Here is a 14,209-nt window from a genome sequence, read left to right on the forward strand (position 1 = left end):
CTCCCATGTTCGAACGCCTGATCCAGTTTGCCATCGAGCAGCGCATCATCGTCCTGCTCGCCGTTCTGCTTATGGCCGGCCTCGGCATCGCCAGTTATCAAAAACTGCCGATCGACGCCGTGCCCGACATCACCAACGTCCAGGTGCAAATCAACACCGGCGCCGCCGGGTTTTCGCCGCTGGAAACCGAGCAGCGCATCACCTTCCCGATTGAAACCGCCATGGCCGGTCTGCCGGCACTCGAACAGACCCGTTCACTGTCGCGCTCGGGCCTGTCGCAGGTCACGGTGATCTTCAAGGACGGCACTGACCTGTTCTTCGCCCGTCAATTGGTCAACGAGCGTTTGCAGATTGCCAAGGAGCAATTGCCCGAAGGCGCCGAAGCGGTGATGGGGCCGATTTCCACCGGCCTCGGCGAGATCTTTTTATGGACAGTGGAAGCCAAGGAGGACGCACTCAAGGACGACGGCACAGCCTACACGCCGACCGATCTGCGGGTGATTCAGGACTGGATCATCAAACCGCAATTGCGCAACGTACCCGGTGTCGCCGAGATCAACACCATCGGCGGTTTCGCCAAGGAATATCAGATCGCGCCGGACCCGAAACGCCTGGCCGCGTACAAACTGACGCTCACCGATCTGGTCACTGCGCTTGAGCGCAACAACGCCAACGTCGGCGCCGGTTACATCGAGCGCAGCGGCGAGCAATTGCTGATCCGCGCGCCGGGGCAAGTGGCGAGCACCGAGGACATCGCCAACATCGTCATGGCCAATGTCGACGGCACGCCGATCCGGGTGAAGAACGTCGCCACCGTGGAAATCGGCCGCGAATTGCGCAGCGGCGCGGCCACCGAAAACGGCCGCGAAGTGGTGCTCGGCACCGTGTTCATGCTGATCGGCGAAAACAGCCGCACGGTCTCGCAAGCGGTGGCCAGCAAGCTCGAACAGATCAACAAATCCTTGCCGCAAGGCGTGATCGCCGTGCCGGTGTACGACCGCACGCACCTGGTCGACAAAGCCATCGCCACGGTGAAAAAGAACCTCATCGAAGGCGCGATTCTAGTGATCGCGATTCTGTTCCTGTTCCTCGGCAACATCCGCGCGGCGCTGATTACCGCGATGGTGATTCCGCTGTCGATGCTGTTCACCTTCACCGGGATGTTCAGCAACAAGGTCAGCGCCAACCTGATGAGCCTCGGCGCGCTCGACTTCGGCATCATCGTCGACGGCGCGGTGGTGATCGTCGAAAACACCCTGCGCCGACTGGCCCATGCGCAGCAGCATCACGGACGTTTGCTGACCCGTGCCGAGCGTTTCAAGGAAGTCTTTGCCGCAGCGAAAGAGGCGCGGCGACCGCTGATTTTCGGCCAGTTGATCATCATGGTCGTGTACCTGCCGATCTTCGCGTTGAGCGGCGTCGAAGGGAAAATGTTCCACCCGATGGCGTTCACCGTGGTCATCGCTTTGCTTGGCGCGATGCTGCTTTCCGTGACCTTTGTGCCGGCGGCGATTGCGCTGTTCGTGACTGGCAAGGTCAAGGAAGAAGAGGGTGCGGTGATGCGCGGCGCACGTCGCGTTTACGCGCCGGCGCTGGCCTGGGTCATGTCCCATCGCGCAATCGCAGTGGGCGCGGCGTTGGGCGTGATCGTGCTCAGCGGCGTGCTCACCAGTCGCATGGGCAGCGAGTTTGTTCCGAGCCTGAGCGAAGGGGATTTTGCCCTGCAAGCGCTGCGCGTGCCGGGCACCAGCCTGACGCAATCGGTGGATATGCAGCAGCGACTGGAGACGTTGATTCTGGCGAAGGTGCCGGAAGTCGAGCGCGTGTTTGCCCGCACCGGCACCGCCGAAATCGCCTCGGATCCGATGCCGCCGAATATCTCGGACAGCTATGTGATGCTCAAACCGAAAGAGCAATGGCCGGACCCGGACAAGTCCCGCGAAACCCTGATGGCCGAGTTGCAGGCTGCCGCCGCGACGTTGCCGGGCAGCAACTATGAACTGTCGCAGCCGATCCAGTTGCGTTTCAACGAGCTGATCTCCGGCGTGCGCAGCGACGTCGCGGTGAAGGTGTTTGGCGATGACATGGCCGTGCTCAATGCCACGGCGGCGAAGATTGCTGCGGCGATGCAGAAGGTCAACGGCGCATCCGAGGTCAAGGTTGAGCAGACTACCGGGTTGCCGGTGCTGACCATCAACATCGATCGCGATAAAGCCGCGCGCTACGGACTCAACGTGGGTGATGTGCAGGACACCATCGCCGTCGCGGTAGGCGGGCGGCAGGCTGGGACGTTGTATGAGGGTGATCGGCGTTTCGACATGGTTGTGCGTTTGTCCGATGCCATGCGCAAGGACATCGACGGCTTGTCGGCACTGCTGATCCCGGTGCCGGCACTGAGTGGCGCTGCGAATCAGATCGGCTTCATCGCGCTGCAAGATGTCGCCAGCCTCGACCTGGTGCTCGGGCCGAATCAGGTCAGCCGCGAGAACGGCAAGCGACTGGTGATCGTCAGTGCCAACGTGCGCGGGCGTGATATCGGCTCATTTGTCAGCGAGGCCGGTGAAGTGATCGAACGTGACGTGCAGGTCCCTGCCGGTTACTGGACCAGTTGGGGCGGGCAGTTCGAGCAACTGCAATCGGCGGCCAAGCGCTTGCAGATTGTGGTACCGGTGGCGTTGCTGTTGGTGTTCGGGTTGTTGTTCATGATGTTCAACAATCTCAAGGACGGCTTGCTGGTGTTTACCGGGATTCCGTTTGCGCTGACCGGTGGGGTCATGGCGCTGTGGTTGCGGGATATTCCGTTGTCGATTTCCGCTGGCGTCGGGTTTATCGCGTTGTCCGGGGTGGCGGTGTTGAACGGGTTGGTGATGATTGCGTTTATTCGTAATTTACGCGAGGAGGGGCGGTCGCTTTCGGACGCGATCCATGAGGGTGCGTTGACGCGTTTGCGGCCGGTGTTGATGACGGCGCTGGTGGCGTCGCTGGGCTTCATCCCGATGGCGCTTGCAACCGGCACCGGGGCGGAAGTGCAGCGCCCGCTGGCGACCGTGGTGATCGGCGGAATCCTGTCCTCCACGATCCTCACGCTGCTGATCTTGCCCGCCCTCTACCAACTCGCCCATCGCCGGGATGAGGACGCTGTTCCATCTAAATAGGTAATCCCCTTGTGGGAGCGAGCTTGCTCGCGAAGGCGATCTGTCAGTCAACAACGATGTGACTGAACCACCGCTTTCGCGAGCAGGCTCGCTCCCACAGGGGTTCCGTGCACTGATCCGGCAGATAACGGATATGTAATTTCCCCGCCACCGTCACGATAGGTTCGGATTGTTACCTTGATCCCGTCAGTTACTTAAACGAGGAATCAACGATGAAACTTGCCCAACTCACTGCCTTCGCAGCCGCTCTGGCGATCTCTTCCGTGGCGTTGGCCGAAGGCGGCGGCGACCGCACGTTCGAGCGGATGATGACCAGCAACGACCGCTCCATGGAGCTCTTCGTCGCCAAGGAAAAAGCCGCCGGCAACCCGGTCGTGGTCAACGACAAGAAAGACGACAAAACCCGCGATCTGTAAGCCTGCTGCACCTGAACAAGCCCTTCATCGCGCATCGATGCCGGGCTTTTTTTTCAAGCTCGGACGGGAAGGAAATGGATATGAAAGTACTCAAGTTGATCGCATTCGCGGCTGTCATGGCGACGTCGGTAAATGTGCTGGCCGAAGGCGGTGGTGACCGCACTTTCGAACGCGCACTCAGCGCCAACAGCAAAGCCATGGAACAGTACGCCGCCAACCAGGGCAAAGCGCCGCCGGTGGTGAAGGATTATGAATACGGAATGAAGCTGGACGTGGCCAAAGTGGTGAGCGTGGTGAAGCCGCAGGCTGCGTGCAAAGTGGTGCCCACCGCGATGACCTACGAGGACTCCAAGGGGCAGCTCAACACCATCAAGTACAACGTGATGGGCGTGTGTCGCAACGGCGGGAGCTGAATCCTTTACGACGAAACGCGGCCCGAGCCTTCGGCAGCTCCTACAGGGTCGAATTGCAATATCACGATGCGTATTTCAATTCGTGATGTTTAAAGGTTGTGTGGGAAGTACGGAACCTTCCCACAATGTTTTCAGGTTGTCCGTCGGACGTCAGCTCTCTAGCCTGTGGGGGTCGCTGCCAATTCAGCGATCGGGATTGGAACCCCGTGGCTTTACAGAAAGCGAAAGCACTTTTCATGACGTATGCTTGCACACCTTTGATGGTATGCAGCTCGTTATGGCAGCTGTGCGCGGGAGACTTCGAGTCTGTCGGGTTTTCTGTTCCCCGGGTTCCAACCTGCGTACAGCTGCCACCCTTTCGATTGGAACCGAATGGGCCAGCTCCAATATCAGAACAGAAGATGAACCTTATGAAAAAACCAACCCCAAATCCCCCCGAAACAGACGCCATCCCCGACGCCAACTCAACATCGCCTTACGCCTCCGTCGACACCCGAAAACTCCACGAAGCCGCCGACCGCGCCCTCGATTTCTACCTCAAACCGTCGGCCGCCATCATGTCCGCACCGTACATCCCCAACCAGATGTTCCTGGTCAATCCCAAAGCCGATACCGAATCATTACTGACCAACGCCAGCGAATCCCTGGCCTCGGCCACGGTGATGCTCGGCGACTTCGCCGCGCTATTAGGCGGCACCCATCGCAAGACCCTGCTCGGCATCGCGCAGGTCGTCATGCTCGGCGAACTGGCGGTGAACAGAGCGCTGGATAACGTAGATCCTGCGGCGTAGCTATCAATGGCCGGGTTTTATCCGTTGTTTTTGCGTTGACCTCAAAATCCTGCCCCCTCACCCCAGCCCTCTCCCCCGAGGGGGCGAGGGGGAAGGGAGCAGATCTTCAAGCCATTCAAAATCAGAGTACGCCCCGGTTTTTCAGGTCGGTGTATCTTCAGCAACCAGCTCGGTCAGTCCCCTCTCCCCCACGGGGGCGAGGGGGAAAGGGAGCAGATCTTCAAGTCATTCAAAATCAGAGTACGCCCCGGTTTTTCAGGTCGGTGTATCTTCAACAACCAGCTCGGTCAGTCCCCTCTCCCCCAGGGGGAAAGGGAACAGATCTTCAAGCCATTCAAAACCAGAGTACGCCTCGGTTTTTCAGGTCGATGTATCTTCAACAGCCAACTCGGTCAGTCCCCTCTACCTCTGGGAGAGGGCTAGGGTGAGGGTCGGGTCTAAATCTGGAAAACATAACCACGGCAAAACGCAGCGCAAAAAAAAGCGCCCCGAAGGACGCCAAAAGATTCACCTCTTACCAAAGGAGCAAGGAGCTTCTAAAGGTGAATTTGCATCAACCGCGCAATCAGAGAATCGCCAGCGGATACTCGACAATCACCCGCACTTCATCCAGATCCGACTCGAACGCCGTGGCGCGGGTTGTGGCTTGGCGCAAGCGCAGTGACAGATCTTTCATCGAACCGCTTTGCACCACGTATTTGACTTCGATATCACGCTCCCAACGTTTCTGATCGGTCAGCGGATTGCCCTCGGCATCGCGGCGCATATACACGGCGTTAGCGTTTGAATAATCAGCGTCGGTGCCGCGTGCGTAACGGGTCATGAACGACAGACCCGGTACGCCATAGGTGCTCATGTCGAGGTCATAGCGCACCATCCACGAACGTTCTTTCGGCGAGTTGAAGTCGCTGTACTGGATCGAGTTGTCGAGGAAGATCGAGTCGGACTGGCGCAGGTAGTCGAAGTCGTCATTACCGTTGTTGCGCTGGTGGGAGAGGGCGACAGAGTGGGCACCAAGCTTGACGCCAACGCGGCCGCTCCAGATGTTGTTGTCGAATTCGCCGAGCAGTTGTTTGCCCTCGTCGACGGCCTTGTAATAGTTCAGGCCACCGAACAGCGACAAGTCATCCGAGAGCGGATAAGTCCAGGCGGTGCCGGCGTAGTACTGATTCCACGCATCCTTGAGACGGCTGGAATACAGACTGAAACTGAGATTCTTGTTCAGCACATAATCACCGCCACCATAAGCGATCCACGGCGAATTGACCGGGCCTGCATAGAAGGTCGCGAAGTTCTCACGCATGTCGCTGGACGCCGGCTGGCTCATCGCATGCAACCGGCCACCCTGCACCGACAGACCTTCAATGCTGGTGTTGGTCGCCGTCACCCCGCGAAAGCTCTCCGGCAGCAAGCGCGAGTCACCGGCCGCGACCATCGGGTTGGCCGGGAACACATCCCCCACCCTGACCACCGTATCGAACGCCCGGATTTTCGCGGCGCCGCCGACCTTGGTGTATTCGTCCCGCGCCTCGCCGTCGCTGTTGAGCGGCAACACATCAAACGAACTGCGCCCACCGTTGCGTCCGTCACCGGTATCGAGTTTCAGACCAATCATCGCAAATGCATCGACACCGACCCCGACGGTGCCTTGGGTGAAACCGGACTCGAACTTGCTGATCACCGCATGCGACCAGGCTTCTGAATAGCCGTTGCCGGTCGGACTGGACTGACCATTGCGATGATCACGATTGAAGTAGAAGTTACGGTTGAGCACCGTCAGGCTGCTGCCTTCGACAAAGCCTTCAGGCTTGTCTTCAGCAAACACCGTGGACGGCCCGGCGCCGACCACCACTGCTAGAGCGGCCATCGATATTTTCGAATTGTTAACCATCAAACACTCCTTGGGTTCGGCAGAACGGGAACGTGCTTCGGCGTGGGTTTTATTGTTCGACGGGGCAGGGCCCGCCGGCATTGGTCGCCGGGTGACATCGTTGCAAGCTGCGGATAACGCCAAGGTGATGAGGGAATTACAATTTCGTCATGTGGCTGGAATTAAAACCCTGTGTCAGGTCAGGGCTGCGAGTTGTTCGATTGTCTGTGGAAAACGCTCGACCAGACGGATCAGGGTTGTGGCCTGAGCATTGGGCGTTGCTCGTCCTTGCTCCCAGTTTTCGAGCGTTCGCGTGTTGGTGCGTAGATACATCGCGAATACTGACCGGGAAAGATTAAGTTGCTGACGGATGGCTATCACTTCTTCAGCAGTGATCGGCATCAGTTTTGGCAGTTGAACTTTGTGGGTACGCAAGGTGATTTTGCCTTGGCGTTCATCGGCCAGTGCTTCCAGTCCATCCATCAGTTCGGAAAAAATGTCACGTTTCATAGTGGGTTCTCGCGTTGAGTTCTCTATCCAGCGTTTTTCTGAAAAGTTTTTTCTGGGCAGGCGTCAAATCGTCCTGCTCGTTTTTGTTGTAGACGGTAAAGAGCCAGAACTGATCGAAGCCTGACCACCAGTAATAAATCACTCGTAATCCGCTGCGCTTACCTTTCCCTCTTCGTTGGTCGCCAAAGCGAATTTTACGAAGCCCGCCTGTGTCCTCGATGAGATCGCCCGCTTCCGGATTTTTCAGCAGCTCCAGTTGAAAGCTGCGAAACAGATCGTCATCCAGATAGTCGTCTCGGTGCTTCTGAAATACAGGCAATTCGATAAATAGAGCATCCATGTTCTGTACGCTACCTACGTATAGTGTTGTCTCGATAATCGAATCGGTCAAGGCCTCTTGGCCTTGCTTTTCGTCCCTTTTTCAACGGTAGACGCCGCTCGTAAAAACACCTGTAGGACGAATCGCCGCGTGTGGTGAGAACGTTCGATTGATCTATGAAGAGGCTTCGCAGCTGCCGTGTCGGAACAATCCCGCAAGCAGTGCCCAACGCCGAATGGTGATAGCGGCGGGGTGTCAGGCGAAGAAGAGGTTGAATGTGCCGACGCCTTCGCGAGCAGGCTCGCTCCCACAGTGATCCAGGGTGGGTACAGACTTTGTGAACACCATCGAAACCTGTGGGAGCCGGGCTTGCCCGCGATGAGGCCAGCGCAAGCGCTCGAGATGCTAAATCCCACAAAAACAAAAACGGCACCCGAAGGTGCCGTTTTCATTTCTAGCCAGCCGAACTATCAGCCCGCCAGACCCGCCTGCTGAACCAGTGTCAGCAATGGCTGCGGGTACACACCCAGGAAGAACGCGACCAGGGCGATAGCCAGCAGCATCACGCCGCCTGCCTTCTGTTCCCAGTGCAGTTGGGCGTCGTGGCGACGCAGGTTTGGCTCGATCAGGTACAGGGTGACCATCACGCGCAGGTAGTAGAAGACGCCGATGGCGCTGCCCAGTACCAAGGACCCGACCAGCCACCATTGGTGCGACTCGACACCGGTAGCGATGATGTAGAACTTGCCGATGAAGCCAGCAGTCAGCGGGATACCCGCCAGCGACAGCATCATTACGGTCAAGACTGCGGTCAGGTACGGACGGCGCCAAAACAGGCCGCGGTATTCGTACAGGGCGTCCGCGTCACGGCCGTTGTACGGCGAGGACATCAGGGTGATCACGCCGAAGGCGCCGAGGCTGGTGATCACATAAGTCACCAGGTACACGCCGATGGCTTCCACCGCCAGACCCTTGCTTGCCACCAGTGCGATCAGCAGGTAGCCGAAGTGCGCGATGGACGAGTAACCGAGCAGACGCTTGAGGTTGCTCTGGGTCAGGGCCAACAGGTTACCGAACAGGATCGAGGCGATCGCGATGACGGTCAGCACGTCGCTCAGCACACCGCTGCTGGCAGCAGGGGAGATCTGGAACAGACGCACCATCACCGCAAACACCGCAACCTTCGACGCAGTGGCGAGGAACGCGGCCACCGGTGCCGGAGCACCTTCGTAAACGTCCGGCGTCCACAGGTGGAACGGCACCAGCGACAACTTGAACGCCAGGCCGATCAGCATCATGCCCAGGCCCAGTTGTGCCAGCGAGCTAGGCAGGCCAGTCGCAGCCAGGGCCTGACCGATACCGACGAAGCTCAGCGAACCCGAGTCTGCGTACAGCAGCGCCATACCGAACAACAGGAACGCGGAACCGGCAGCCGACAGCACCATGTATTTGATGCCGGCTTCCAGCGAACGCTTGTTGAAGAAGGCGTAAGCCACCAGACCGTAAACCGGTACCGACAACAGTTCCAGACCGATGAACAAACCGGCCAGGTGCTGCGCGCTGACCAGAACCAGACCACCGGCGGCGGCCATCAGGATCAGCAGGTACAGTTCTTCACGGTTGCCCGGGTAACCCGAACCGCCATCACCCAAGTAGGCGTGGGCGAGGGTCACACAGGCGAGGGTGGCGACCAGGATCAGCGCCATGTACAGACAGGCAAACGAGTCGATCTGCAGCAGTGGAGTCACGGCCAGAGGCGCGACTTTCAGGGCTGGCAGGATCGACAGCAAGGCCAGGTTCAGACCGGCGACCGAGATCAGGAAGGTCTGCGAGTGGTTGCGGCGCCAGGCGATTGCCAGCATCACCACGATAATGGTGAGGCTGGTGATCAACAGTGGCGCAAGCGCAATAAAGTGTTGAATCGTGAATTCCATAGCGCTCTTACCGGGCCGAAGCGAGTTGAGTGAAGGCGGTGCCGAGCCACTGCTGCACGCCATGCATCGTGGCGGCAGAGGTGTCGAGGAACGGTTGCGGGTAGACGCCGAGGTAAATCAGCAGCACCGCAAGGCCCAGCACCATGATCAGTTCGCGAGCGTCCATACCGTGCAGGATCGAATCCGATTTCGACGGACCGAAGTAGGCACGGTGGATCATGATCAGCGAGTAGACCGAACCGAACACCAGACCGGAAGTGGCAATCGCGGTGATCCATGGAGCGCTGGCGAAAGTGCCGATCAGGATCAGGAATTCACCGACAAAGTTACCGGTACCCGGCAAGCCCAGGGATGCGGCTGCGAAGAACAGGCTGATCGCCGGCAGGTAAGCGATACGCGACCACAGACCGCCCATCTCACGCATGTCACGAGTGTGCAGACGCTCGTACAACTGACCGCTGAGGATAAACAGTGCCGCCGCCGACACACCGTGCGCCAGCATCTGGATCACTGCACCTTGCAGGGCCAATTGGCTGCCGGAGTAGATGCCGATCAACACGAAACCCATGTGGGAAACGGAAGAGAAGGCGATCAGACGCTTGATGTCGGTTTGGGCGAAAGCGAGGAACGCACCGTAGAAGATCCCGACCAGACCGAGGGTCATGGCGATCGGCGCAAACTCGGCCGAAGCGTTCGGGAACAGCGGCAGGGCGAAACGCAGCAGACCGTAGGCAGCGGTTTTCAGCAAGATACCGGCGAGGTCGACGGAACCGGCAGTCGGCGCCTGGGCGTGAGCATCAGGCAACCACGAGTGGAACGGTACGACGGGCAGCTTGACCGCGAAGGCGATGAAGAAGCCGAGCATCAGGATGTACTCGGTGGTCATCGACATCTTGGTTTTCAACAGGTCGGCGTAGTTGAAAGTAATCACGCCGGTGTTGTTGAAGTTGACCAGTACCAGACCGAGGATCGCCACCAGCATGATCAGGCCGGAAGCCTGAGTGAAGATGAAGAACTTGGTCGCTGCGTAGATCCGGGTTTTCTTGCCGTCCGAAGAACTGTGACCCCAGAGCGCGATGAGGAAGTACATCGGCACCAGCATCATTTCCCAGAAGAAGAAGAACATGAACAGGTCGAGGGCGAGGAACACGCCGACAACGCCGCCCAGGATCCACATCAGGTTCAGGTGGAAGAAGCCAACGTGACGTTGAATCTCTTTCCACGAGCAGAGTACCGAGAGGATACCCAGCAGACCGGTCAGCAGGATCATCAACAGCGACAGGCCGTCGAGGGCCAGGTGCACGTTGATGCCGAAGCGCTGGATCCAGACATGCTTGAACTCAAGCGCCCAGGTCGGATCGGCGCCAGGCGCCGGCGCAAATGAATAGTCACCGTGGGCCCACAGCCAGAGGCCGAGGGCGAGTTCCAGGGTCATGGTCAACAGCGCAATCCAGCGGGGCAGGGTAGCGCCGAAGCGCTCACCCATCCAGCACAGCAGGCCGCCGATGAAGGGGATCAGGATTAGCCAAGGCAGAATCATGACGGGCTCGTTTCCTTTCGCAAATTCGCAAGGTTCATATCAGACCGCTACCAGCACGATGGCGCCGATAACCAGCACGGCACCAGCAGCCATCGAAGCAGCGTACCAACGCAGTTGACCGGTCTCGGTGCGGCTTAGGGCGGTGTGACCACCCTTGGCCATACGCGGGATCAGACCGATGGTCTGGTCGAGCGGGTCTTTGCGCAGTACGTGGCTGATCGCCAGGTAAGGCTTGACGAACAGTTTGTCGTAGATCCAGTCGAAGCCCCAGGCAGCGAACCACCAGGCCGAAAGGAAACGGCCGATGCCGCTATTGGCGATGGCCGTGACGAAGCGACGCTTGCCGAGGAACAGCAGCGCTGCCAGCAGGATACCGGCCAGGGCAATGGCGCCCGAAGCGATTTCCAGACTGTGCTTGGCTTCGCCACCGGCATGACCAACGCTTTCTGGCAGTACGCCGTGCAGCGGTGGCACGATCATCGCGCCGACGAAAGTCGACAGCACGATCAGCACCGACAGTGGCAGCCAGTGCGAGATGCCGTGACCAGCGTGGGCTTCGGTCTTGGCTTCACCGTGGAACGTGATGAAGATCAGGCGGAAGGTGTACAGCGACGTCATGAACGCGCCGACCAGACCTGCGTAAAGCAGACCGTGGTTGCCGCTGGCGAAAGCTTCCCAAAGGATTTCGTCCTTGGAGTAGAAGCCTGCGGTAACCAGTGGCAGAGCGGCCAGGGCGGCACCACCAACGATGAAGCTGGCATAGGCCAGTGGCAGTTTCTTCCACAGACCGCCCATCTTGAAGATGTTCTGCTCGTGGTGGCAGGCAACGATCACCGCACCGGAAGCAAGGAACAGCAGGGCCTTGAAGAAGGCGTGGGTCATCAGGTGGAAAATCGCGCCATCCCATGCACCAACGCCCAGCGCCAGGAACATGTAGCCGATCTGGCTCATGGTCGAGTAGGCGAGGATACGTTTGATGTCGGTCTGTACCAGTGCGGCGAAGCCTGCGAGAACCAGGGTCACACCACCAACGATACCGACCAGGTGGAGGATTTCCGGCGCCAGGGTGAACAGACCGTGGGTACGGGCGATCAGGTAGACACCTGCGGTTACCATGGTCGCGGCGTGGATCAGTGCCGACACCGGAGTCGGGCCGGCCATCGCGTCCGCGAGCCAGGTTTGCAGCGGCAGTTGTGCCGATTTACCGACCGCGCCACCCAGCAGCATCAGGGTAGCCAGGGTGATCCAGAAGTCACCGACCTGGAATTTCTGCGGTGCCAGCACCAGCAGTTCCTGGATGTTAAGCGTGCCCACTTGCTGGAACAGGATGAACAGGCCGATGGCCATGAACACGTCGCCGATCCGGGTCACGATGAAAGCCTTGAGTGCGGCGTTACCGTTGTTGCGGTTGCTGTAGTAGAAACCGATCAACAGGTACGAGCACAGGCCTACGCCTTCCCAGCCGAAGTACAGGAACAACAGGTTATCGCCGAGCACCAGGAACAGCATGCTGGCGATAAACAGGTTGGTGTACGAGAAGAAGCGCGAGTAACCCGCTTCGCCGCGCATGTACCAGGATGCGAACAGGTGGATCAGGAAACCGACGCCAACGACCACGCCGAGCATGGTGATCGACAGGCCGTCGACGTAGAGGGCGAAGTCAGGCTTGAAGCCTTCGACCGCCATCCACTTCCACAGTACCAGCGTGTAGTGACCGCCTTCGGGTGGTGCGACGTTGAATTGCCAGATGACGTAGGCGGCGACAATCGCCGACAAGCCAATGGAACCCACGCCGATCAGCGCCGAGAGGTTTTCCGACCAGCGTCCACGGGAGAACGACAGGAGCAGGAAACCGATCAGAGGGAATACGAAAGTCAGAAAGATCAGGTTCATCCGCGCATCTCACTGGCAGCGTCGATATCGAGCGTGTGGAAGCGGCGATACAGTTGCAGCAGGATCGCCAGACCAATACTGGCCTCGGCGGCTGCAAGGCTGATCACCAGGATGAACATGATCTGTCCATCCGGCTGGCCCCAACGGGCGCCTGCAACGATGAACGCCAGTGCCGAGGCGTTCATCATTACTTCCAGACTCATCAACACGAACAAAATGTTGCGGCGGACCATCAGGCCGACCAGACCAAGGCAGAACAGGATGCCGGCAACGGCCAATCCATGTTCGAGAGGGATAGCAGGCATGTCTTACTCCTTCGCCTCGTTACGGCCCAAATGGAACGCCGTGACGGCTGCAGCGAGCAGCAGCATCGAGGCGAGTTCGACCACCAGCAGGTACGGGCCGAACAGGCTGATGCCCACGGCTTTCGCGTCTACGGTGGTGTGGCCGATGGCCTGACCGCTCTGGTGAGCGAACAGCACATACAGCAGTTCGGCCAGCAGCAGAGCGGCGAGAATCACCGGACCGGCCCAGATGCCGGGCTTGAGCCAGACGCGTTCTTGCTGAACCGAGGCCGGGCCGAGGTTGAGCATCATCACCACAAACACGAACAGCACCATGATGGCACCGGCGTAGGCGATCACTTCCAGCACGCCGGCGAACGGCGCGCCGAGTGCGAAGAAGGTCATGGCCACGGCGATCAACGAGATGATCAGGTAGAGCAGGGCGTGCACAGGGTTGGTGTTGGTGACTACGCGAAGCGTGGACACAACAGCGATACCCGATGCGAAATAGAAAGCGAATTCCATCGTTCTTCCTTAAGGCAGCAAGCTCTTCACGTTGATCGGTTCGGCTTCGTTCTGCGCGGAGCCTTTCGGCTTGCCAGCGATTGCCATACCTGCAACACGATAGAAGTTGTAATCAGGGTTTTTGCCGGGGCCGGAGATCAACAGATCTTCTTTCTCGTACACCAGGTCCTGACGTTTGAACTCGGCCATCTCGAAATCCGGCGTCAGCTGGATCGCGGTGGTCGGACAGGCTTCCTCGCAGAGACCGCAGAAAATGCAGCGCGAGAAGTTGATACGGAAGAAGTCCGGGTACCAGCGACCGTCTTCGGTTTCAGCTTTCTGCAGCGAGATGCAACCCACCGGGCAAGCCACAGCGCAGAGGTTGCAGGCAACGCAACGCTCTTCGCCATCGGGGTCGCGGGTCAGGACGATGCGACCACGGTAGCGTGGTGGCAGGTAGACCGCTTCTTCCGGGTATTGCAGGGTGTCGCGTTTGCGAAAGCCATGGCCGAAGACCATGACCAGGCTGCGCAACTGGGTACCAGTACCCTTAACGATGTCGCCAATATATTTGAACATG

The 14,209-nt window shown here is 59.0% G+C and carries 13 protein-coding genes; 4 read left to right on the forward strand and 9 right to left on the reverse strand.

The window, feature by feature from the left end; translation table 11 throughout:
- Positions 1–5 precede the first annotated feature (5 nt).
- From HU754_RS11395 to HU754_RS11410, 4 genes are all read left to right on the forward strand, one after another.
- The gene (locus HU754_RS11395) at positions 6–3,155 is read left to right on the forward strand and encodes a CusA/CzcA family heavy metal efflux RND transporter (RefSeq protein ID WP_186622552.1); all 3,150 of its coding nucleotides are present in this window, start codon (positions 6–8) and stop codon (positions 3,153–3,155) included.
- 212 nt (positions 3,156–3,367) lie between these two features.
- Positions 3,368–3,571: a co-regulatory protein PtrA N-terminal domain-containing protein gene (locus tag HU754_RS11400; protein ID WP_186622550.1), complete on the forward strand. Its 204-nt coding sequence runs from the start codon at positions 3,368–3,370 to the stop codon at positions 3,569–3,571.
- Between the two features lie 80 nt (positions 3,572–3,651).
- Positions 3,652–3,984: a DUF2790 domain-containing protein gene (locus tag HU754_RS11405; protein WP_186622548.1), complete on the forward strand. Its 333-nt coding sequence runs from the start codon at positions 3,652–3,654 to the stop codon at positions 3,982–3,984.
- A gap of 410 nt (positions 3,985–4,394) precedes the next feature.
- Positions 4,395–4,775: a DUF6124 family protein gene (locus HU754_RS11410; protein ID WP_186622546.1), complete on the forward strand. Its 381-nt coding sequence runs from the start codon at positions 4,395–4,397 to the stop codon at positions 4,773–4,775.
- Between the two features lie 565 nt (positions 4,776–5,340).
- Here the strand turns inward: HU754_RS11410 and HU754_RS11415 are convergent.
- From HU754_RS11415 to nuoI, 9 genes are all read right to left on the reverse strand, one after another.
- Positions 5,341–6,666: an OprD family porin gene (locus HU754_RS11415; protein WP_186622544.1), complete on the reverse strand. Its 1,326-nt coding sequence runs from the start codon at positions 6,664–6,666 to the stop codon at positions 5,341–5,343.
- 174 nt (positions 6,667–6,840) lie between these two features.
- The gene (locus tag HU754_RS11420; RefSeq protein ID WP_027614657.1) at positions 6,841–7,155 is read right to left on the reverse strand and encodes a helix-turn-helix domain-containing protein; all 315 of its coding nucleotides are present in this window, start codon (positions 7,153–7,155) and stop codon (positions 6,841–6,843) included.
- Complete coding sequence (locus HU754_RS11425) at positions 7,145–7,495, reverse strand: type II toxin-antitoxin system RelE/ParE family toxin (RefSeq protein WP_093434372.1); 351 nt, start codon at positions 7,493–7,495, stop codon at positions 7,145–7,147. Before HU754_RS11425 ends, HU754_RS11420 begins: the two co-directional genes overlap by 11 nt.
- Before the next feature lie 449 nt (positions 7,496–7,944).
- Positions 7,945–9,408, reverse strand: a complete 1,464-nt coding sequence (gene nuoN / locus HU754_RS11430; RefSeq protein WP_008082842.1) for an NADH-quinone oxidoreductase subunit NuoN — start codon at positions 9,406–9,408, stop codon at positions 7,945–7,947.
- Between the two features lie 7 nt (positions 9,409–9,415).
- Complete coding sequence (gene nuoM, locus HU754_RS11435) at positions 9,416–10,948, reverse strand: NADH-quinone oxidoreductase subunit M (RefSeq protein WP_186622542.1); 1,533 nt, start codon at positions 10,946–10,948, stop codon at positions 9,416–9,418.
- Between the two features lie 39 nt (positions 10,949–10,987).
- Positions 10,988–12,841: an NADH-quinone oxidoreductase subunit L gene (gene nuoL / locus HU754_RS11440; protein WP_007920175.1), complete on the reverse strand. Its 1,854-nt coding sequence runs from the start codon at positions 12,839–12,841 to the stop codon at positions 10,988–10,990.
- A complete protein-coding gene (gene nuoK / locus HU754_RS11445; RefSeq protein WP_003223790.1) occupies positions 12,838–13,146 on the reverse strand; it encodes an NADH-quinone oxidoreductase subunit NuoK in 309 nt (102 codons plus the stop codon). The genes nuoL and nuoK overlap by 4 nt, the downstream gene beginning before the upstream one ends.
- 3 nt (positions 13,147–13,149) lie before the next feature.
- Positions 13,150–13,650, reverse strand: a complete 501-nt coding sequence (nuoJ, locus tag HU754_RS11450) for an NADH-quinone oxidoreductase subunit J (protein WP_007920176.1) — start codon at positions 13,648–13,650, stop codon at positions 13,150–13,152.
- A gap of 9 nt (positions 13,651–13,659) precedes the next feature.
- The gene (gene nuoI / locus HU754_RS11455) at positions 13,660–14,208 is read right to left on the reverse strand and encodes an NADH-quinone oxidoreductase subunit NuoI (protein ID WP_007920177.1); all 549 of its coding nucleotides are present in this window, start codon (positions 14,206–14,208) and stop codon (positions 13,660–13,662) included.
- Position 14,209 lies beyond the last annotated feature (1 nt).

The organism is Pseudomonas zeae, assembly GCF_014268485.2.
GTDB classification, from domain to species: Bacteria; Pseudomonadota; Gammaproteobacteria; order Pseudomonadales; family Pseudomonadaceae; genus Aquipseudomonas; species Aquipseudomonas neuropathica.